The organism is Streptomyces sp. CNZ301 (assembly GCF_004217425.1).
The window spans coordinates 3,391,730-3,413,149 of the sequence record NZ_SHLG01000001.1 but is presented as its reverse complement, the minus strand read 5'-3'; the positions used below and the strand labels follow the sequence as shown (position 1 = coordinate 3,413,149).

Sequence of the window (21,420 nt, the reverse complement as noted above, 5' to 3'; positions counted from 1 at the left end):
CCTCTCGATGGAGCCGATTCGGCCGCCGGTACGTCGTATCCTCGTACTGTTATCGGCCATGCACTCTGAGCATCCGTCTCGGCATCGGGACGCCGTCGAGTCTGGGGATTGAACGAACGGATGGAATGGGCGCGACTGTCAGACGCCGAACTCCTCTCGCTGGTGCGGGAGGAGGGCGAGTCGTCCCGCGATGCGCTCCGTGAGCTGGAGCGGCGCCACTTCCAGGCCGTGAAGGCCTTCGCGGCGGTGTGCACCGTCAGTTCGTCGGCGGCCGAGGAACTGGCCGGCAACGCGTGGCGCCGCGCGACGACGGCGTTACGGGCGGACACGGGTGTCGGCGCCGTGCGTCCGCACGCGCTGTGCTCGGTGCTGCGTACGACGGCCGACTGGGCCGGAACGGCCAAACGCGAGGAACTGCACGAAGAGTTGGTCAGCTGGATCCAGAGCTACGTCTCGGAGGGCCGCGGGGATTCCTCGGCGGACGACTTCCCCCGGACGTCCATGGCGGCGCGGGCCTTCGGATCGCTTCCCGATCACGCGCAGACGGTGCTGTGGCACTACGCGGTCGAGTACGACGGCGTAGCCAGGATCGACCAGCTCCTCGGCGGCGGGACAGACGAGGTCTCGGTGCTGGGCAGGCGTGCGCGCAGGGACTTCTACAACGCCTACGTGCGCATGCACCAGGACGAGATGCGGGAGGACGAGTGCCGACGCCTCCAGCGGACGGTACTCGCCTACGCGGACCAGAAGTCGATCGAGACCGCGGCGGACCTTCTGCCGCACCTGGAGCGGTGCGCACACTGCTCACAGGCCGTCGACGACCTCGGGCTGATGCACGTCCACTGCGGGGCGCTGCTGGCGGAGGCGCTGCTTCCGTGGGGCGGACCGGAGTACGCCGCATCCAGCCTGCCCTCGCCGGCGGGTGTCCGCGCCGCGCACGGCTCGGAGGCCGACGCCGCCGACGGGAGCGGAGCCGCGGCCGGCGCGGGCCGCGGGGAGCGCACCCACGAGGACCAACACGCGGGACGATTGCGGGGGTTGATTCTCCGCTGGTCCGGTGGCCGAGCCGGTGGCCGGCTCCTGGGAGGAGACCCGGGTGCTGACGACGCGGACGTCCGCCCCGGCGAAAGGGGGAGACGGCACAGGACCAAGCGCGTGGTGCAGAGCGCGGCGCTCGTGGCCGCGTGCTCGCTCGTCGTGGCCGTCGCCTACACCGGGGCCTTCCGCCCCGGCTCTCCGCAGAGCGCCGAATCGCCGCCCGCCAGGGGCGGTTCGCAGGTCACCGCGCAGCCGGCCCGGCCCTCGCCGACGACGGCGACGGCCACCGCCACCTCGACCGTCACGGCCACGGAGACCGCCCCGCCCCGCGGGAACGGCGGCGGACGTCCCGGCGGCAGCGGCAGCGAGCCGCCGAGAGGGGTGCCGGTTGTCGACACGGCGGTGGAATGGCTCTTCGACACGGTGCAGGGCGCGACGACAACGGACAGCTCCGCCAACGGCATCCTCGGGACGCTCTTCGGCGACCCGCTGCCGGCACTGCTGAACGGCGCCCTCCAGTTCAACGGGACGCAGGACGTCAGCTCGGAAGGTGCCGTGCTCGACACCGGGTCCAGCTTCTCCGTCTCCGTTCGCGTGAAGCTGCAGGACAAGGGCGGCACCCAGACCGTCGTCAGCCAGGACGGTCAGGCCGTGAGCGGGTTCTCGCTCCAGTACGACGCCGCCGAGGACCGCTGGGCGATGGCGATCCGGGGTGACGACTCCTCGGAGGCCGGGGAGAGCGCGGCCCTGTCCGACTCCTCGCCGAAGGTGGGCAGTTGGACCCGGCTCACCGGCGTCTACGACGATCCGGGCAACGTGATCCGGCTGTACGTCGACGGCAGGCTGGAGGACACGGTCAGGCACGGGCGGGACTGGCGGGCGGACGGAGACTTCACGGTCGGCAGGGGACTGCTCGACGGAGCGCCCTTCCAAGGGCTGCGGGGCACCGTCGACGAGGTGCGGGCCTTCGGCTCGGCACTCTCGGGGCGACAGGTGCGCGACCTGGCGGGCCGCTCCTGACCGCGGCGTCCCGGCCGCCGACCGCCGCGCTGTTGACCGTCCCGGCCGCCGACCGCCGCGTCGTCGACTGCTGAACTTCGTCGTCGCGCCGCTTGATGCGCTGTGCGCGGGAGCCGGTGGGGCCGTGCGAGTCCCGCGGCGAGCGTCGGCCGGTGCGTGCGGGTGAGCGTCGCCGGCGGCCGCACCGGACACGGTCCCGGGGCCCGTACCGGCCTCATCTCGCGTTCCGCGCGCCCTGCCTCTCGAAGGTGTCCTTGCTGCCGCCCTCCCACTCGACGGTGAGCTTGTCGCCGGACCGGCCGGCGTTGCCCGTGAGGTCGCTCCTCACCGTTCCGTTGACGCACTTGAGGGCCAGCCGGAACGCCGCGCCGGACTTGTCCAGCTCGCCGACACCGGGGCAGGTGGACAGGCGGCCGGGGCGGTTGTAAGAAACGGCGTTCTTGCCGGCGGCCTTGCCGGACCGGACCTCCCGGCCCACCGTCAGCGTCTCTCCGCCGCGTGACTGCCACGTGCCGATGAACGCCTTCTGCCCGGCGTCCTGTCCGCCGCGTCCAGCGCCGTCGTCCTGGCCGGGGCCCTTCTGCCCGCCCTCGGGCCGCTCGCCGGCAGGTCCCGGTTCGGGTTTGTCGCCGCTCGGCGCGCTCGCTCCGGTCTCCCCGCCGCGCTCGCCCACCACCATGTAGTAGACGCCGCCCGCGGCGAGCAGCACCGCGACGACCGTCCCCGTGAGAAGGGCGACCAGCTTCCGCTTCGAGTGGGCGGCCCACCGCGGTCCCGTCGGCGGGTAGCCGTAGCCCGGTGGCGGCTCCTGGTACGAGCCGTCGGACAGGTACTCGTAGTCGTACGGAGGCGGCGGGGGCGCAGGCGGTGGAGCCGGCGTCTGCCACGACGTCTGCCACGACGCCTGCTGTGGGGGCAGCGGCGGCTGCGGCGGGGGCTCCGGAGGGAGTTGCTGCGTCGGGGAATCCCAGTACCCGTACCCGGCCGTGGGCGGCTGCGGCGGCGGCTGGCGCGGCTGTAGCTGCTGCGGCGGAGGCTGCCGCGGCACCGGCGGCGGGGGAGGCCGCTGCCCCGTGTACCGCGGACCGACGTCATCGTCCTGCGGTGGCTGAGTCATGGCGAACACCTCTGCGCACGTGCCCGCAGCCGCCAAGACCCCCAGCTCTCCACATGGCCCGAACTTCCCGGGGTCGGCCTCGGCCGGTTACGAGCCCGCCGCTTCTGCACGGCAATGAGCGGGCCATGCCACCATCCTGCGCCATCGTGACGACCGGCCGCAGCCGAACCCGGAGCATGTGTGCGGTACATCAGGTACGTCGCGACGCCCGGCCAGGGTGCGGGATGCCCGCGCGTGGGCCGCGGCCCGTGCCCCGCGCAGCCCCGTACGGCCACCGCGCCGGGCGGCGGAGCGGCTCAGACCAGGCGCCGCGCGGCCGCCCAGCGGGTCAGTTCGTGACGGTTGGACAGCTGCAACTTCCGCAGTACCGCCGAGACATGGGACTCCACCGTCTTCACCGAGATGAAGAGCTGCTTGGCCACTTCCTTGTACGCGTAGCCGCGCGCGATCAGGCGCAGCACCTCGCGTTCGCGCTGGGTGAGCCGGTCGAGGTCCTCGTCGACGGGCGGGGCGTCGGTGGACGCGAAGGCGTCCAGGACGAAGCCCGCCAGGCGCGGCGAGAAGACCGCGTCGCCGTCGGCGACCCGGAAGATCGCGTGGACGAGGTCGGTGCCGGTGATGGTCTTGGTGACGTAGCCGCGCGCACCGCCGCGGATGACGCCGATGACGTCCTCGGCCGCGTCGGACACGGACAGGGCGAGGAACCGCACGGGCGATTCGGCCGCGCCCATCATCGAGGCGCTGCGGCGCAGGACCTCCACGCCGCCTCCGCCGGGGAGATGGACGTCCAGCAGCACGACGTCGGGGCGGGTGGCGGCGATCACGGAGACCGCCTGTTCCACGTCGCCGGCCTCCCCGACGACATCGACGCCCGTCTCGTCCGTGCGGCCGATCTCCGCCTGCACGCCGGCACGGAACATGCGGTGGTCGTCGACGAGGACCACGCTGACCTGGCGGGACGTGCCCGTGTCGGCGCCTTCCGCGGTGCCTGGTGTCTCGTTGGTCACGACTGGGCCGCCCTCTCCATTTCGAGCTCCACCTCTGTCCCCTCGCCGGGCACCGACCGCAGCCGGGCCGTTCCTCCGTGGCGGCGCATGCGGCCGATGATGGACTCGCGCACGCCCATCCTGTCCTCCGGTACCGCGTCCGGGTCGAAACCGGGGCCACGGTCGCGCACGGAGACGAAGACCGTGCGCCCCTCCACCTCCGTGAACACCTGGACCGCCCCTCCTCGCCCATGGCCTCCGGCGTGGGTGGTGCCCCCACAACCGTACTTGGCGGCGTTCACCATCGCCTCTCGCGCTGCCTGAATCTGTGCGTCGAGACCTTCGTCCAGGGGGCAGTCGCCGACGCAGACGACTTCGATCGGCACCCCGTGACGGTCCTCGACCTCGGCCGCCGCCTCCTTGACGGATTCGGAGAGGGTCTGCGCCTTCTCGTCCTCCTCCTTGCCCCTGCCGTGCGGCTTGTACAGCCAGTTGCGCAGCTCGCGCTCCTGGGCCCGGGCGAGGCGGGCCACTTCGCGGGAGTCGTCGGCGCTGCGCTGGATCAGCGTGAGGGTGTGCAGCACCGAGTCGTGGACGTGCGCGGCGACTTCGGCCCGCTCCTGCGCGCGGATGCGCATCAGCCGCTCCTCGGAGAGGTCCTGCATCATCCGCACCAGATACGGGCCGGCGAGCAGCGCGACACCGACGAGGACGGCGAGGGCGGCCTGCAGGACCGGGCCGAGATGTCTGGCCGATCCCTGCACGACGACGATTCCGCTCACCCCCACCGCCACCAGCACCACGCCGGCAGCACTGCGTGCGAGGGGGACCAGCCCGCGGCGGCGGCTGACCTCGGCCCAGTGCGCGCGGCGTGCGTCGTCGGCCTGGCGCCAGACCAGGACCACGCCGAGGCCTATCAGCAGCACCGGCCACACATAGGTGTTGATCCGCCCGAACTGCAGGTTGTCGGCGATGACGGCCGCGCCGACGAGCAGTGCCAGGACGGCGAAGAGCTGGCCCTTGTCGGGCTTGCGCACCCGCAGCCGCGACCAGCCTCCGTCGCTCTCCCGCCGGCCTTGAGCCTCGGAACCCGCGGCGGAATCCCAGCCGGCGGCGGGCCGGCCGGCCGGTCTGCGGCCGGTGCCCACTCCGCCCGTGCCGAGCGGTACGACGAACCAGAAGGCCGCGTAGAGCAGCACGCCCAGCCCCTGCGTCACGCTGAGGGCGATGAAGACGATGCGGACCCAGGACACCGGCAGCCCCAAGTGCCCTGCCAGGCCCCGCGCGACGCCGCCGAGCATGCGGCCCTCGGCGCTGCGGTAGAGCTTGCGCAGCGGGGGCGGCGAGGCGTCGCCGGCGGGCGGCGGCCCTCCCCCTGGCTGCGCCGGGGGGACCCCCGTGGCCGCGCGGGCGGCGCCGGGGCCGGAAGCGGTCGACGAGGCGGGGGTCATGCACCGATCGTCACACGCTTGCGCGGTGCGGGGCATCAGGGTCGTCCCTGATCCTCCACCCGTACGTGCACCCTCATGCGGGCGCGCGGAGGCGCAGTGAGCGGCGCCGGAATCAGGGTCGTATGGGGGGCGGGCCCGGATGTACCCGGTGGGAGGGAGGGGACACCATGGGCGCATGACGGAGGACGACGAGCACGTGCCGCCGCGGCATCAGCCGGCGGACGGGCCGGTGCGCGGCGACGGCGACGCGGGCGGCGACCGCGACCGGCGCGATGAACGTGGCGGGGCCCGGGGGAACCGCGGAGAGCCGCGGGGCGACCACGGCGCTGCTCCCGGCCCCGTCGGCGGCCCCACGGGTGACGCCACCGGCGGGGGGACGGGCGACGGCCACGACGGCACCGGTCCCGCGGACGCGAGGCTCACGCGGAGCCGTCGTCCCAAGGTCGCCGCCGGTGTGTGCTCGGGCCTCGGCCGTTACTTCGACCTCGACCCCGTCATCTTCCGTGTGCCGCTCGTCGTCCTCTCCGTCATCGGGGGGCTCGGCCTCGTCTTCTACGGGGTCGCATGGCTGCTGATCCCGGAGGAGGGCGAGCAGCAGAACGAGGCACGGTGGCTGCTGTCCGGCCGCGTCGAGGGCACGACGCTCTCGGCGATCCTCGTGGCCCTCGTCGGCTGCGGGCTCTTCCTGGCGTCGCTGGGCAACCGCAGCGCGCCCTTCTCCGTACTCCTCGCGGCGGCGGTCGCCGGTGCCGCGTTCTGGTCGCGCCACAGGCGGGAGGCCGAGGCCGCGGAGGCCGTCGGAGCCCCCGTTGATCCGGCAACGGCGCACGCGGTCGCCGACGCGCCGCCGGAGGCGCAGGCTCCGCCGGTGCCGGGGACGCCGTCGTGGTGGCGCGAGCCGCTGACGAAGGACGGCGCCGGCACCGCGTACGACACCGGGTATCTGTGGGGGCCCGACGAGGCGGACACGCCCTCGGGCCATGGGCACTTCCCGCACTGGGGCCCCTGGATGCGTCACGGGGCGGGCGTTCGCCCGGGCCGCGGCCGTGACGGCGGATTCGGCGGGCTCCTCGCGATGCTGGCGTCGGCCGCGGCGGTCGCCGGGACCGCGGCCGCCTGGGACCCGCGGTCGCTCGGCACGGGTCTCACTGTCGGGCTGGCCTGCGCTCTCGCGGTGTACGGAATCGGCTTCGCGGTCAGCGCGTTCGCGGGCCGGGTCGGCTTCGGAACGGTGTTCCTGACGGTCGTCACGGCCGTGATGCTGGCCGGCGTCTCCCTGATCCCGAAGAGCATCGGCACGGACTGGCGCGAGGTCACCTGGGCACCGGCCTCCGCCTCGGACGTCGCGGGCGCCTACGAACTCGACGGCGGCGCCGCTGAACTCGACCTGGGCGGCGTACGGTTCACCGGCGACCGCGACACCGTGCGGACGCGGGTACGGCTCGGTGCCGGATCGATGAAGGTGGTCGTGCCGAGCGGAACGAGCGTCGAACTCGACGCGAAGGTCGGCGCGGGCGAGATCCGGCTGCCCTCGCGGACCGAGCGCAAGGGGGAGTACTTCGTGGTGGAGAGCATCGGCGGTGTCCACAGGCACGAGCGGCTGACCCTGGCGCCTTCCGGCCGCGGCGAGGGGAAGGGCACGCTGAAGCTGGCGGCGGACGTGACGGTCGGACAGCTGGAGATCGTGCGTCTCCTCCCCTCCGGTGAACGGACCGACGACCTGCCTGCCGGCACCGTACCCGGGGACGAGTTGAGCGAGGCCCGCCGATGACCCGGCACCGTTTCGAACCGGCCCGGCTGTTGCTGGGCCTGCTGCTGATGGGCGCCGCGTCGGTCTATGTTCTGGACGCGCTGGGGGAGTGGCGGGTGCCGGTGTGGGCGCTGCTGCTGCTGGTGCCTGTGGCGCTGGTGGTGGCGGCGCTGACGGCGGGGGCGGCGTACGCCGTGCGGCGGCTGCTGCGAGGGCGGAGGGCCCAGGCGCCGGACGTGCCCGGGCGGATGCCGATGGACGAACTGCTCGGCGGGTACGAGCGGTCGGGGACCGGGGGTGCACGGGGCGACGAGGGACTGCCTCCCGAGGGGCTGCGTGGCGGAGGACGACGCCTCCAGGGACAGCGTGACGACCAGCGGGACGGGGACGAGCAGCCCGGCCGCGGCGGCGGGGAAAGCGGAACGGACTGAGACGGGGGGCCGGGCTCCCGGGGCCGCGCCCCGGGAGCCCGGCCCCCCGCCTCGTCCCACACCGTCCGGGTGCTCGTGCGTCAGCCGAAGATGTGCCTGCCCTTCCGTCGCCGCCGGCGTGAGAAGGCCATGTCGAGCGACCACACGGAGGCTCCGGCGAACATCAGCGGTACCCAGGCCATCATGTACGGCAGGTCGTTGCCGTAGTAGTACGGGTCGCTCCCCCAGCTGACCGTCAGCCACAGGCTGAGCGATATGAGCATGCCGCCGAAGGCGGCCAGGCGTGTCAGCAGGCCCACCAACGCGCCCAGCCCGGCGGCGATTTCACCCGCGGCGATGGCGATGCCGAAGGCCTTGGGGTCGTTCTGCGCGAGGTTGACCAGGGCGGGGATCGCCGCGACGTTCTCCACGGAGTCCAGGACCTGGACCAGCGAGTCGCTGCCCTTGCCGGAGAGGAACTCCTTGTTGAGGACGAGCTTGTCCAGTCCCGCGTAGATGAAGGTGGCTCCGAGGAAGAGGCGGAGCGGGAGCAGCGCGTACTTGGACGCTCTTGCCCGCAGGCTGCCCGGGGAGCCGCTGACAGGCGCATCAGTCCTGGTTTGATCAGCCAGAGACATGACAGTCCACCTTCCGTAGTCGCCGCCTGTGCCGCATGGGTGTTCGGCTCGGGCTGAAGTCGGGTCGCTACGGTACGCGGCTGTGGCCCGCGTTACACCCTCTCTGAACGATCTCAGTGAGCATCCCCCGCCGGGTACTTCGCGGGTGGGGGTGCATTCGCGGCAGAAGGGGCCAACCGGATGCGGCAGCGCGTGAAGTCCCGCGGTTCGTCGCCGTCGCTGCCCCGGTGGCGTCGCCGGCCGTCGCCGGTTCCGCGGTCCGGATGCGCCTCGCGCGGGCGTCCCCTCCCGGCGCCGACCGCGCTCCGTCTCAGTCGGCGACGTCGATGGGGTAGCGGTTGGTCTCCACGCCTGCGGCGGTGACGACCTGGATCTCGACCCGGCCCGGCTCGACCTCGACGGGCACCGGCACGGTGAGCGTCGCGTCGGCCGGGTTGGAGAAACCGTTGCCGGAGGGGATCAGCGGGACCGGCACATGCACCGCACCGACACGGACCACCATCCGCGACAGCCGGTCCGGTTCGCCGGCGCCCGGCGGCACGAAGCCCGCGCCGCGGATCTCGATGTCGTCACCCGTCCGGATGGGCGCGTGCAGGTCGCCTACCTCGCGGGCCCGTACGACGGAGAGCACCACAGGACGGCCGCCCTCGGCGTACTTGCCCGTGAGGTACGTCGCCGCCGAGACCACGACCAGCAGCGCCAGACTCCAGGGCAGGTCGGGCAGTTGGTCGGGCTGCCGCGCGAGGCGGACGGCGGCGAACACCACGGCGACGCCGCTGATCAGGACGTACTGCACGTCGCAGAAGGACCCCCGGCCGGCGTCGTCGGTGAGGAGGTCGGCGGCTCGCGGCCGGTCGGCACGCACCTTCTGGAGCCGCTGGTGCTGCACGCGTACCGAAACGGTCCTGCGCACGAAGACCGCGACGGCGCAGCTCAGGGCGAGAACAGTCAACAGCCCCGCGCCCCGGGAGAGTTCGAGGCCCTCGATGAGGACGCTCCGCTCCGCCCGGCCGGAGCGGCCCGCCAGTTCGAGCGCGAGGACGAGGATGTCGTACACGGCGAGGAGCACCCAGGCCGCCGCCACGGCGCGGGAGGTGGAGAGCCTGTTGTCCTCACCGATGAGCGGGGCCAGCGCCCCGCCGCGCTCCCTGTGCAGGTACGCGGCGAGCGAGACGGCCCCGGCGGCGATCACCGCGGCGACGAGGGACGCGGTGCGCCCGGCCGTCCAGCCCACGGCGAGGGCGGAGAGCAACTGCCCGAGCAGCAGCACGCCGACGGCCGCCCACGTGCCGACGACGGTGTGCCGCCACATCGACTCCAGCCGCACCGCGCCTTCGTCGCGGGCACGCTCGGCGACCCTGCGGGCGGCCCGGGTCAACTCGTCGGAGACCCACTGCCGGGAGGCCCCGGGGGAGTGCGCGAGGGCGGCGGGAAGGCCCTTGCCGGCGGCGAGTTCGTCGCGGCGGCGGCGGAAGTCCTCGCGTGCGTGCCGGTGGCCCTCGCGGACACCGTGCGGGCAGTCGCCGCAGGTGCAGGACGTGGAGTGGGCCCCCGAAGGCGCCTGTGAGGGAGCCGACTTCTGAAGCGGGACGGCCTCTTCGCGTGCGCCGCTGCCGCCGCCCGTGCCGTCTCGTGCCGTGTCCACGGCCACTGCGCAACCCCGCCTCTCAAACACCGTTCGTGAAAGGCGCATTGTGCCCTACGGACCGGGGGCTTTCGTCGGCAGGGCGCGCTTCGTCACCCGGCCGTGTGAGACGAGGAGCCGGGCCGTGGACGGCCGTACTCCGAACGCCTCGGAGAGGCGGGCGAGGTGTGGACGATTGTCCGAGAGTGATGTTCTTCAGCCGAAGTTACGGCGAGTAGCGTGCGCCGGGACCCAAGACCAGAGGGGAACACATGGCGGCCGACGGCATCGTCGAACTGACCCAGCTCAGCCCGGACTTCGTACGCGATCCCTACCCCGTCTACGCAGCACTCCGCGCCGAGGCACCCGTGCACCACGTACGCGTGCCCGACGGGAGAGAGCTGTGGCTCGTGGTCGGGCACGAGATGTGCCGCACGGCCTTCACCGACCCCCGGCTCAGTCGGGACTGGCAGAACCACGGGGGCATAGGGCAGATCCTCAACCCCGACCTGCCGGCGATCGGCCACATGCTGACGACGGACCCGCCGGACCACACCCGGCTGCGTCGCCTGGTGGCGGGGTCGTTCACGCCGCGCCGGATCGCCGCGCTCGGACCGCGCGTCCAGCAGATCACCGACGGGCTGCTCGACGCGATGCTGGGGAAGGAGGAGCGGCGTGCGGACCTGATCGCCTCCTTTGCCTTCCCGCTGCCGATGACGGTCATCTGCGAACTGCTCGGCGTACCCGAACTCGACCGTCAGGCCTTCCGTGGCTGGTCCAACGCGATAGTCGGGCCCACCAGCGCGGAGGAGGAGGCCCGCGCGTACCAGGAGATGCCCGCCTATCTCACCGGGCTGATCGAGGCGAAGCGGGAGGACCCTGGCGACGACCTGCTCAGCGCAATGATCCAGGAGGTCGACGACGGTGGCGATCGGCTAACCGGCGACGAACTCACCGGCATGTGCGTGCTGTTGCTCGTCGCAGGCCACGAGACCACGGTCAACCTCATCGGCAACGGAATGCGCGCCCTCTTCGCACATCCGGACCAACTCGCCCGGCTCCGTGCGGACTTCGGGCTGCTGGAGGGCGCCGTCGAGGAGATGCTCCGCTACGACGGCCCCGTCGAGACGTGCACCCAGCGACTCGCCCTGGAGGACGTCGAGATGGGCGGGGTGACCATTCCCGCGGGCTCGACGGTCTTGATCGCCATGGCCGACGCGGACCGCGACCCGGAGCGCTTCGAGGACCCCGACCGCTTCGACATCCGCCGCGACGCCCGCGGCCACATCGCCTTCGGCCACGGCCTGCACTACTGCCTGGGGGCTCCGCTGGCCCGCCTGGAGGGACGAATCGCGATCCGTACTCTGCTGGAGCGCTGCCCGGACATCGAGGCGGACGCGGACGAGTCCTCTCTGCCGTGGCTGACGGGGATGCTGATGCGCGGGGTGAAGGAGCTGCCGGTGCGCTGGTGAAACGGCACCCGGGCTCCCGCAGGCGGGCCGGCGGCCCCGCGCCGGTCTGCCGGCGGCCCCGCCGCTAGGCTCCCTGTCCATGGACGTACTCATACATGTCTTCGTCGGCCTCCACGTCATCGGCATCGCGGCCTTGCTGGGCGGCTTCTTCTTCCAGATGAAGGCGATGCGTGCGGACGAGGCCCGCTTCGTGCCCGGCATGCTGCACGGCGCGCTCACGATGCTGCTGACCGGGATGGTCCTGGTGGGCCTCAACCAGGCGGGCGGCGACCCCGTGAACAACGTCAAGATCGGCGTCAAGCTCGCGCTGCTCGTCGTGATCCTCGGCCTGGTCTATGTGAAGAGGGACGAGGAGAAGGTGCCCTCGTCCCTCTTCGGCACGGTCGGCGCGCTGACGGTGGCGAACATCTTCATCGCCGTCCTGTGGACGTGACGGACGCGATGAAGGCCTGAGATCGCCGTCGTCGGCGGAGGGTCGAGCCGCCGCACCACCCGCCCCTGCCCCGGTCACACCGGGGGGCGACCGGGCCGCGGCAGCGCGACCCGGGCGCCCGGACGGGGCGGCCCGCCGTCAGCCGGGGCGCACCGCCGAGTGGAAGGGCATGTTGCCGGTCGACTCGTACCGCACGTTCGTGCCCGGCTTCGGCGCGTGGATCATCTGCCCGTCGCCGACGTAGATGCCGACGTGGCTGATGTCGTCGTAGAAGAAGATCAGATCGCCCGCCTTCATCTCCGACTTGGCGACCTTCGTGCCGACCTTGACCTGGTCCCACGTCGTGCGGGGCAGGGAGATCCCGGCGGCCTTCCAGGCTCCCTGGGTGAGGCCGGAGCAGTCGAAGGAGCTGGGGCCCGTCGCGCCCCACACGTACGGCTTGCCCAACTGCGCCTTGGCGTAGTCGAGAACCTTCCCGGCCTGCGTCGCCTGCGAGCCGTCCGACTGTGAGCCGTCGCCCTGCTCCGCCTCGCGGCGCGCCTCCTCGGCACGTTCCGCGGCCTTGCGGGCGGCCTCCTGCTTCTGCTTCGCGATCTTTGCCAGGCGTGCCTTCTCCTCGGCCGTCAGCTTCGACAGCAGCTTCCGCGCCTCGGAGAGCTTGTCCTGCACTTCCTGCTTGTTCTTCTTCAGAGCCTTCTGGGACGCGGTGAGCGAGCCCAGTTCCTCGGTGGCGGCCTCCCGCTTGTCCTTCGCCGCCTGCTGCTGCTTCTCGAAGTCGGCGACGGCTTCCTTCTGGCGGCCGCTCATCCGGTCCAGCACGTGCGTCTGCTGGAAGAACTGCTGCGGGTCCTCGGTGAGCAGGAGGGTCGCGGTCTGGGACATGCCGCCCGAACGGTACTGGGCCGTCGCGTAGTTGCCGAGTGTGCGGCGGGCGTCGTTGAGCTTCGCCGTGCTCTCGGCCGCCTCGTCGAGGGATCTGTCCGCCTTCTTGCGCTGGGCCTCAGTCTTCTCCTTGGCCGCGTTGTACTTCTGGGTCGAGACCTCGGCCTTCTGGTACAGCTCGTCGACCTTCTTCTTGACCTCCGAGACCGACGGTCTGCCGTCGTCCGGCGCGGCCTGCGCGCTCTGGGAGAGAAGGGAGACGGAGGCGAGTGCGGCGGTGGTGACGCCGAGGACTCCGCGCTTCGTCGGGGCGGACTTCAGTATCCGGCTGCGCGGTTTGCGGTGGGACGCCAAGACCGGCAACTCCTTCCGTGAACCGCCTACCGGGTTAGCTGTCGGGTTCGGGCTCTCGGAAGGCTGCCCTACGGGTCGTGCGCGGTGCTTGCGCGGTGCGACTTCCCGATTCACCCCGGGTGCGCACGCCTGAGCGCGCATGCGCGGTGGGTCCCCGGCTCCGTGGGCAGTGCTCGTCAGATGCCCTTCGGATGTCCGTCGGATTCGGCGGAGGCGGCCCGTGCCGACGCTTTCGCCGGCGAATGGTGCGGACCGCCTGGCACGGCACCGTAGCGAGATGTGGGGCGTATGTGAAGGCCGTCAGGTGATACGTCCGATATCTGTTCGTTATCCCGTGCGGGAGGTGGCGGTGCGGTGTCGGCGCGGCAATCTAGACTTCTACGACGATGAGCAGCCTCTTCGACGACAGCTTTCTGGCGGACCTCGCACCCGTGCGCGCGCAGGACGGTGCCTCACCCGGGCAGGGCGGACCGAGCAGCTCCGACGGCCCCTCGGCCGGCGCGGGAGACGGCTCCGGGGGAGCCCCGGACGGCCCTCGCGGAGGCGGCGCCGGAGGCCCGTCCTCGTACCACAGGGGCGGTTCGCCGAGGACTGTCGTCGACCCCGAGGCGTTGCTGAAGGAGATGAACGAGGCGCAGCGTGCGGCCGTCGTGCACTCCGGTTCGCCGCTGCTGATCGTCGCGGGCGCCGGCTCGGGCAAGACGCGTGTGCTCACGCACCGCATCGCCCATCTCCTGTCCGCACGGCATGTTCACCCCGGGCAGATCCTCGCCATCACCTTCACCAACAAGGCGGCCGGCGAGATGAGGGAGCGCGTCGAGGAACTGATCGGACCCCGCGCCCAGTCGATGTGGGTGTCCACCTTCCACAGTGCCTGTGTGCGCATCCTGCGCCGCGAGAGCAAGAAGCTCGGCTTCACGTCGTCCTTCTCGATCTACGACGCGGCCGACTCCAAGCGGCTGATGGCGCTGGTGTGCCGGGACCTCGACCTGGACCCGAAGCGGTATCCGCCGAAGGCGTTCAGCGCGAAGATCTCCAACCTCAAGAACGAGCTGATCGACGACGAGGACTTCGCCGCGCAGGCCTCGGACAACTACGAGAAGACCCTCGCCGAGGCGTACACGATGTACCAGGCGCGGCTGCGCGAGGCCAACGCGCTGGACTTCGACGACATCATCATGACGACCGTCCATCTGCTCCAGGCGTTTCCCGACGTCGCCGAGTACTACCGGCGCCGCTTCCGTCACGTCCTCGTCGACGAGTACCAGGACACCAACCACGCCCAGTACATGCTGGTGCGCGAACTCGTCGGCACCGGCGAGGCCGCTGAGCAGCAACCGCGCGCCGCCCGGGACGAGGGCGAGGACGGGGCCGAGGGCGGCGAGGAGGAGAGGCCGGCGCCCCCGATGGCCGAGCTGTGCGTGGTGGGCGACGCCGACCAGTCCATCTACGCCTTCCGCGGCGCCACGATCCGCAACATCCTCCAGTTCGAGGAGGACTATCCGGACGCCACGACGATCCTCCTGGAGCAGAACTACCGTTCCACGCAGACGATCCTCAGCGCCGCCAACGCCGTGATCGAGCGGAACGAGAACCGCCGCCCGAAGAACCTGTGGACGGAGTCCGGCGCCGGTGCCCGCATCACCGGCTACGTCTCCGACACCGAGCACGACGAGGCCCAGTTCGTGGCCGACGAGATCGACCGGCTCACCGACGCGGGCGAGGCCAGGGCCGGCGACGTGGCGGTCTTCTACCGCACGAACGCACAATCGCGTGTCTTCGAAGAGGTCTTCATCCGCGTCGGGCTGCCGTACAAGGTCGTCGGAGGCGTCCGCTTCTACGAGCGCCGCGAGGTGCGCGACGTACTCGCCTACCTGCGGGTGCTGGCCAACCCGGAGGACACGGTGCCGCTGCGCCGCATCCTCAACGTGCCCAAGCGTGGCATCGGCGACCGCGCCGAGGCCATGATCGAAGCGCTGGCGCTCCGGGAGAAGATCACTTTCCCGCAGGCGCTCGCCCGAGTCGACGAGGCGTACGGGATGGCCGCCCGCTCGGCCAATGCCGTGCGCCGCTTCAACGTACTGATGGAGGAGCTGCGCACGGTCGTCGAGTCCGGGGCGGGGCCCGCGACCGTGCTGGAGGCGGTGCTGGAGCAGACCGGCTATCTCGCCGAGCTCCAGTCCTCCACGGACCCGCAGGACGAGACACGCATCGAGAACCTTCAGGAACTGGCCGCCGTGGCCCTGGAGTTCGAGCAGGAGCGCGGCGAGGAGGAGCCGGGCACGCTCGCCGACTTCCTGGAGCAGGTCGCCCTCGTCGCGGACTCCGACCAGATCCCCGACGAGGAAGCGGGGGAGGAGAGCGGCGTCATCACGCTCATGACGCTGCACACGGCCAAGGGGCTGGAGTTCCCCGTGGTCTTCCTCACGGGCATGGAGGACGGAGTCTTCCCGCACATGCGGGCCCTCGGTCAGACGAAGGAGCTCGAGGAGGAGCGGAGGCTGGCGTACGTGGGCATCACGCGTGCGCGCAAGCGGCTCTATCTGACGCGGTCGGTGCTGCGAAGCGTGTGGGGACAGCCCTCTTACAACCCGCCGTCGCGCTTCCTCGAGGAGATCCCGGACCATTACGTGGACTGGAAGCGCACGGGAGCCGCAGCCGGGGGCGGTGCGAGCGGCGGTGGCGGCATCGGCTCGGGGCTGGGCGCGGGGGCGTCCCTGGCCGCCCGGGCGGGCACCGCCGGTGCGGAGCGGCGTGGCGGGCCCAGCGGGTTCGCGACGCGGCGTACGTCCGACCGTCCCGTTGTCGCTCTGTCGGTCGGCGACAGGGTCACGCACGACACGTTCGGGCTCGGCAGGGTCGTCGCGGTGAAGGGCAGCGGCGACAACGCGGAGGCGACGGTCGACTTCGGCGGCGAGAAGCCCAAGCGGCTGCTGCTGCGTTACGCGCCGGTGCAGAAGCTGTAGGCGACAGGCGACAGGCGACAGGCGACAGGCGGGCGAGCGGGCAGCCGGACCGCCGCGTCCGTCCAGCAGCCGTGCCGCGCGGGCGCGATGCCCCGCGCCGGGAGCCGCTCGAGGGCTGCCGGTGGGAGGCGTCGGGGGCCGGGAGACTCAGGTCGGGCCTACTGGAGGTTCAGCCCCACGGCGGGTTCGGCCTTACTGGGGGTTCAGGCCCTTGCCCCGCAGCCACGGGAGCGGGTCGATCGCGTCGCCGCCGCCCGGGTGGACCTCGAAGTGCAGGTGCGGGCCTGTGGAGTTGCCCGATGTGCCCGAGTAGCCGATGGTGTCCCCGGCCTTGACCTGGCCGCTGCGGATCTTGGTGCTGCTGAGGTGGCAGTACCAGGTCTCGGTGCCGTCGGGCGCCGTCACCACGGCCATGTTGCCGAAGGACACGTCGTACTTGACGGTGACCGTGCCGTCGGTCGCCGCCATCACGGGGGTGCCCTCGCTGACCGGGAAGTCGATTCCGGTGTGCACGGACATCCAGTTGAGTCCGGCCTGCCCGTAGGTGGCGCTCAGGCCGTGTTCCTTGACGGGGAGCGCGAACTTCGGACGCAGCGCCTCCTTGCGGGCGGCCTCCCTGGCCTTCCGCTTGCGCTCCGCTTCCTGGCGGGCCTGGAGGTCCCTGCGTTCCTGGGCGCGGCTGGCCCGGTCGGCGAAGTCGTCGGCGTCGGCGGAGAGTCCGGCGAGCTGGGTGTCGAGCTTCTTGTTGACCGGTTTGACGGGGACGTCGGCGGAGGCCTGTGTCGTCGTGTCGTCCGGCTGGGCGTTGCCCGCCACGGAAGCCGCGGCCGCACCGGCCACACCCATCACCGCGACGGACGGGACGGCGACGGTGAGGAGTGCGGAACGTCTGGGCCTGGGGGAGCGTCGGCGGCCCGGCAGGTTCGCGACCCTAAGGTCCTGCTCCGGGCGTACGTGGGGAGCTCCGGCGTCCTCGCGGCTCTCCGCGGCGTGGCCGTGCGTGGCGTCGTGCTGCCCGCCGGGCTCACCGACGTGCGCGGGGGAGTCCGTGCCGAAGGTGGAGTCCGTGCCGTAGGCGTCGTAGCCGTCGTAATTCTCGTAGCCGCCGTCGAAAGCGGGGAATGCCGTGGTGGCGTCGGGTTCGGCGCCGTGCGTGAACGCCGCGTCATCGTACGAGGGTTGCTGCTGCTGGTCCTGGGTGCCGTAGCTCCCGGTGGTCCCGGGCTCGTACGCCTCGTAGGACTCCTGGGCGTCGAAGTGGTCGTACGCCTCGAAGGAGCCGGTAGCCGCACCCTCGGGGCTCTGGGCGGGCATCTGGTCGTAACCGTAGGCGTCCCAGTCGCCGTTGCTGTCGGCGGAACTCCACTCGCCGCCGGTCTCCCACTGGCCTTCCCACTGCGAGGCGTTCCACTGAGAGGAGTCCCACTGGCCGCTGCTCCAGCCGGAGTCGAAGTCCGCCTGGCTTGCGCCGGGTTGGGCGTGGACGTCGGCGGTGTGCTGGAACCCGGCGTTCGTCCAGGCCTCGTTCGGGTCGTACGCGCCGGTGTCATAGCTCCCGGTGTCATAGCTCCCGGAGTTGTACGCGCCGGTGTCATAGCTCCCGGAGTTGTACGTCCCGGTGTCGTAGGTCCCGGTGTCGTACGCGCCGTGGCCGGAGTACGCGTCGTAGGTGCCCGACATCCACGCGCCGTCATTGCCCGTGCCGGAACCGGCCATCGAGCCGTAGAGCGGGTCCTCGTCGGAGGAGAATCCGTGGTTGCCGAAGCTGCCCGGGGGGTACTCCTCGTACGAGGACGGCTGGCCGTGGCCCTGCTGCGCGTAGGAGCCGAAAGCAGCCTGCTCGTACTGTCCGGCGCCGGAGGCCGCGTACGAGAAGCCGTGAGAGGTATCTGCCGGGAACGAGCTTCCCGACGGGTGACTGTCGTTCACCACCAACTTCTCTTTCGCCTCGACAGCAGGGGCGGAGCAGTGCGGTGACTGTACCCGGCGGTACGTGAGGACGACAATCTTCAACAGGTTTTGCAGCCCGGAGAAACGGGCATTCGGTGGCCTTTCGGCGTTCTACGCACGGGTATTTGGCCTTGCGTTCGATGAATGTTCGACCAACTTGGCCAAACGGTGGGCCGTCGGGCCACCCCTGGCCGGGGTTCCCGGCCGCCCGCTCAGGCCTTCCAACTCCGGTGCGAAGCAAGGGGAAACGCCGGTATCTCCGCGCAGGCGGACGCGGTGGGACGCAACGGCCGCTCAGACGGGTGGGGTTGGAGCGGAAGAACTTCGCGTGCGCCCCGCTCCGGGGAGTCCGAGGCCTCCGGTGCACGGCGGCGGTATCCGCGAACTGCCGTACACAGCCGTCCCGTTCGGCCCGGTGCCACCCGGTCGGTGGGTGCGGGGTGCCCGCGACGGCCGAGCGTGCGGACGGGATCAGGTGTGCCCCTTCGGCGGTGCGTGTGCCGAGGCCGGTGTCCGGTGTTCGTGAGGGCCGCCGCGCGGGGTGGGGAGACATGGTGGAGAAGTGTCCGGGAGAAAGTGAGGAAGGGGCATACCGGTGCAGGTGTGCTCCGGCCGCCGGCGCCCGGCTCGCGTGACTGGGGGTGTGCGGGCCGGCGGGCGTGAGGATGTCCGGGTGCTCGGGTGCTCGGGTGCTCGGGTGCCCTGTGCGTCAGGGCGTCAGGACGCCAGGGCTTCCCTGTGGACGGTGCGGGAGTGAGCGGTGGTCGTCGGCGGTGCCGGACGTCGTGTGATTTCCCCCTCGCTTGCCGACCGGAAGCGCCGGGGTGCGGGATGCTGGGGATAACGTTCGTTCACTCGGGGAGTCGCGGACGCCTCCGCGAACGACGAAGCGCCGTCGTAGAACCAACCCCCGAGGTGGGGGCACCTCCCACGCCGTCGGGCGTAGGGGGACCGTCGAGATGGAGGCTGTGATGAGTGTGCCGGGTCCGATCCGTGTGGTGGTCGCCAAGCCGGGGCTCGACGGCCATGACCGCGGAGCGAAGGTCATCGCACGCGCGCTGCGCGACGCGGGCATGGAGGTCATCTACACCGGGCTGCACCAGACGCCGGAGCAGATCGTGGACACCGCGATCCAGGAGGACGCCGAGGCGATCGGTCTGTCGATCCTCTCCGGGGCACACAACACGCTCTTCGCGAAGGTGCTGGAGCTGCTGCGCGAGCGGGATGCGGAGGACATCAAGGTCTTCGGCGGCGGCATCATCCCCGAGGACGACATCCCTCCGTTGAAGGAGAGCGGTGTCGCGGAGATCTTCACCCCCGGAGCGACGACCAACGAGGTCGTCGAATGGATCCGCGCGAACGTCGGAAGCCTCGCCGCTTGACCGCTGACCAGCGAGCGTTGTCGGCCGAGAGTCGGGGTAGGGGGCGGCGGTCGGCCGCCGGCCTGTGGCCGCCCAGCCGCTGACCACCGGCCGCTGACCGTCCTGTCCGGTCACCACCGCCCGTCGGTCTCCGCGCCGGGCCGTCGCCCGTGCTCCGGTTCGCGGCGCTGCCCTTCGCCCTGCTCCTCGCCGTCGGCCTGCCCTTCGCCCTGCTCCACGCCCCCGGCCTCCTCTTCGCGAACTCCCGCCAGTTCGGCGTGCATTGCCGCGCGCAGACGCAGCGTGGCAACGAGCCGCTGGAAGGCCTCTGCCCAGTAGGCGCCAGCGCCCGGTGAACCGCCTTCCGGCTCGTCCGGCACCGCGGCCAGGGGCTCCAGCCGCCCCGCGTCCGCGGGCCAGAGGCAGCGTTCGGCGAGCCCGAGGACGCCGCTGAAACTCCAGGGATAGCTGCCGGCGTCCCGCGCGATCTCCAGGGCGTCCACCACCGCCCGTCCCAGTGGCCCTGCCCACGGCACGGCACACACCCCGAGCACGCGGAACGCCTCCGACAGCCCGTGCGCCTCGATGAATCCCGCCGCCCACACGGCGCGCTCCGTGGCGGGAAGCACCGCGAGGAGCTTCGCCGCGTCTCCCGCCCCCTCGGCGGCCGGAGCCGCCGGGGACCCGATCAGCGCCCGGGACCACTCGACGTCGCGCTGGCGCACCGCGGCGCGGCACCAGGCCGCGTGCAGATCCTGCTTCCACTCGTCGGCCACCGGCAGAGCGACGATCTCCCGTGCGCCGCGCCCGCCGAACTGCGCGGTCCACGCCGGCAGCGGTGCCGCCTCCACCAACTGCCCCAGCCACCAGGACCGTTCGCCCCGGCCCGAAGGGGGCTTGGGCACCACTCCGTCACGCTGCATGTCCGCGTCGCACTCGTGCGGGGCCTCGACGGCTATCCGCGGTTCCGTGGCGAGAGGGTCCTGCGTGACGTACGTACGGGCCCGCACCGCCATGCGGGCCGCGAGCGCGGAACCGGGCAGGGTGCTGAGCAGTTCGGCCGCGGTGGCGCGCACCGTGCGGGAGCGGTCGCTGAGCGCCTGCTCGAGAAAGGGCTCGTCGGAGGGGCAGAGCCCTTCGCGGAGCGAGTCGAGGAACATCAGCCGGTCCTCGGCGCGCTCGGCCGGCCAGGTGGCGGCGAGCAGGGCGAGCCCCAGCGCGGGATCGCTGCGGCGGAGCGAGGCCAGCACAGCGACCCGTTCCGCGAACAGCCCCTCGTCCCACAGCTGCCGGGCCGCCTCCGTGTCCGGCCTCACACGGGCCGACGCGGACTGCGCCGTGGCGCCGGGGGAGGCGCGGTGCTGCGGCACGCTGTTGCGCAGCGCGAACTTCCACTCCGGGTTGAGGCGTGCCAGCCACAGTGCCCGCGGGCCCGCGAACGCCAGCGTCTCCGCCCGGAGATCGGTGCGGGCCCGGGCGGCGTCCAGCAGGGCGGGCAGCTGGGCGTCAGGGGCGCGGTACCCGTGCTCGTTGGCGGCGGACAGCCACTGCGGAAGCAGCTCCGTCAGGTCGGGCGAGGAGCCCCGCCGTCCGCCTCCGGGGCCGGCCGCCCCCGGACGGCCGGCGAGCAGCATCGTCAGCCGGTGGGCGGCCGCGGCCGGCAGCGACGGCCGCGGGTCCTCGGGAGCCGGCTCGGGTCGGGCGCGGGCCGGCGCGGGGAGCAGCCCGGCACGGTGCCGGACCGTCGCCACCGCGGCCGCGTCGAGCAGAGCCGCCGGGCTCCCGCCCGGCGGTGTGCGTCGCTCGCTGCCGAGCAGCGCCGCCGTGACGAGCTCGCCCCACGCGGCGTCCGGCGCATCCCGCCCTCCCGGCTCATCCGGGCCCTCCGGAGCGCCGTTCGTCGGCGGTACCGCGTTCATCGCCGCCTCCCTGTGCCCGGACGCGGACGGTTCGGCGCTGTGGCGGCCC

General features: G+C 72.1%; 15 protein-coding genes and 1 riboswitch. Of the genes, 7 read left to right on the top strand and 8 right to left on the bottom strand.

What is annotated here, in order from left to right; translation table 11 throughout:
• Positions 1-120 precede the first annotated feature (120 nt).
• Positions 121-2,058, top strand: a complete 1,938-nt coding sequence (locus EV375_RS14605) for a LamG domain-containing protein (RefSeq protein WP_130299835.1) — start codon at positions 121-123, stop codon at positions 2,056-2,058.
• Positions 2,059-2,272: 214 nt separating this feature from the next.
• Here the strand turns inward: EV375_RS14605 and EV375_RS14600 are convergent, their stop codons facing one another.
• From EV375_RS14600 to EV375_RS14590, 3 genes are all read right to left on the bottom strand, one after another.
• Positions 2,273-3,175, bottom strand: a complete 903-nt coding sequence (locus EV375_RS14600; protein ID WP_130299834.1) for a hypothetical protein — start codon at positions 3,173-3,175, stop codon at positions 2,273-2,275.
• A 296-nt stretch (positions 3,176-3,471) separates the two neighbouring features.
• Complete coding sequence (locus tag EV375_RS14595; protein ID WP_130299833.1) at positions 3,472-4,182, bottom strand: response regulator transcription factor; 711 nt, start codon at positions 4,180-4,182, stop codon at positions 3,472-3,474.
• A complete protein-coding gene (locus EV375_RS14590; RefSeq protein ID WP_486588486.1) occupies positions 4,179-5,612 on the bottom strand; it encodes a PspC domain-containing protein in 1,434 nt (477 codons plus the stop codon). The genes EV375_RS14595 and EV375_RS14590 overlap by 4 nt, the downstream gene beginning before the upstream one ends.
• 175 nt (positions 5,613-5,787) lie before the next feature.
• Here EV375_RS14590 and EV375_RS14585 point away from each other — a divergent pair, with 175 nt between their 5' ends.
• Both EV375_RS14585 and EV375_RS29130 read left to right on the top strand, forming a co-directional pair.
• A complete protein-coding gene (locus EV375_RS14585) occupies positions 5,788-7,383 on the top strand; it encodes a PspC domain-containing protein (RefSeq protein WP_207228117.1) in 1,596 nt (531 codons plus the stop codon).
• The gene (locus EV375_RS29130) at positions 7,380-7,793 is read left to right on the top strand and encodes a hypothetical protein (RefSeq protein ID WP_165434652.1); all 414 of its coding nucleotides are present in this window, start codon (positions 7,380-7,382) and stop codon (positions 7,791-7,793) included. The genes EV375_RS14585 and EV375_RS29130 overlap by 4 nt, the downstream gene beginning before the upstream one ends.
• A gap of 80 nt (positions 7,794-7,873) precedes the next feature.
• On the opposite strand, the gene EV375_RS14575 is transcribed toward EV375_RS29130, so the two are convergent.
• Together EV375_RS14575 and EV375_RS14570 are read right to left on the bottom strand one after the other, a co-directional pair.
• Positions 7,874-8,410 (bottom strand): DoxX family protein, encoded by a 537-nt coding sequence (locus tag EV375_RS14575; RefSeq protein ID WP_130299830.1) that lies wholly within the window; start codon positions 8,408-8,410, stop codon positions 7,874-7,876.
• Between the two features lie 310 nt (positions 8,411-8,720).
• A complete protein-coding gene (locus EV375_RS14570; RefSeq protein WP_130299829.1) occupies positions 8,721-10,061 on the bottom strand; it encodes a hypothetical protein in 1,341 nt (446 codons plus the stop codon).
• 245 nt (positions 10,062-10,306) lie between these two features.
• On the opposite strand from EV375_RS14570, the gene EV375_RS14565 reads away from it, so the two are divergent.
• Together EV375_RS14565 and EV375_RS14560 are read left to right on the top strand one after the other, a co-directional pair.
• Positions 10,307-11,506: a cytochrome P450 gene (locus EV375_RS14565; protein WP_130299828.1), complete on the top strand. Its 1,200-nt coding sequence runs from the start codon at positions 10,307-10,309 to the stop codon at positions 11,504-11,506.
• Between the two features lie 79 nt (positions 11,507-11,585).
• The gene (locus tag EV375_RS14560; RefSeq protein ID WP_130299827.1) at positions 11,586-11,939 is read left to right on the top strand and encodes a hypothetical protein; all 354 of its coding nucleotides are present in this window, start codon (positions 11,586-11,588) and stop codon (positions 11,937-11,939) included.
• 138 nt (positions 11,940-12,077) lie between these two features.
• Here EV375_RS14560 and EV375_RS14555 read toward each other — a convergent pair whose 3' ends face one another.
• On the bottom strand, positions 12,078-13,175 hold the full coding sequence (locus EV375_RS14555) for a C40 family peptidase (protein ID WP_130299826.1): 1,098 nt from the start codon (positions 13,173-13,175) through the stop codon (positions 12,078-12,080).
• A gap of 7 nt (positions 13,176-13,182) precedes the next feature.
• Positions 13,183-13,354, bottom strand: a riboswitch (cyclic di-AMP (ydaO/yuaA leader).
• Between the two features lie 207 nt (positions 13,355-13,561).
• Between EV375_RS14555 and pcrA the strand changes: the two genes are divergently transcribed.
• The gene (pcrA, locus tag EV375_RS14550; RefSeq protein WP_130299825.1) at positions 13,562-16,141 is read left to right on the top strand and encodes a DNA helicase PcrA; all 2,580 of its coding nucleotides are present in this window, start codon (positions 13,562-13,564) and stop codon (positions 16,139-16,141) included.
• A gap of 192 nt (positions 16,142-16,333) precedes the next feature.
• Here pcrA and EV375_RS14545 read toward each other — a convergent pair whose 3' ends face one another.
• Positions 16,334-18,070, bottom strand: coding sequence for a peptidoglycan DD-metalloendopeptidase family protein (locus EV375_RS14545; protein ID WP_486588485.1), 1,737 nt, complete (start codon positions 18,068-18,070; stop codon positions 16,334-16,336).
• A 992-nt stretch (positions 18,071-19,062) separates the two neighbouring features.
• Between EV375_RS14545 and icmB the strand changes: the two genes are divergently transcribed.
• Entirely contained in the window at positions 19,063-19,473 is a 411-nt protein-coding gene (gene icmB, locus EV375_RS14540) for a coenzyme B12-dependent isobutyryl CoA mutase small subunit (RefSeq protein WP_055485842.1), read from the top strand.
• Positions 19,474-19,583: 110 nt separating this feature from the next.
• Here icmB and EV375_RS14535 read toward each other — a convergent pair whose 3' ends face one another.
• Positions 19,584-21,371 carry a DUF5691 domain-containing protein gene (locus EV375_RS14535; protein WP_486588484.1) on the bottom strand — a complete coding sequence of 596 codons (1,788 nt, stop codon included), beginning with the start codon at positions 21,369-21,371 and terminating at the stop codon, positions 19,584-19,586.
• Positions 21,372-21,420 lie beyond the last annotated feature (49 nt).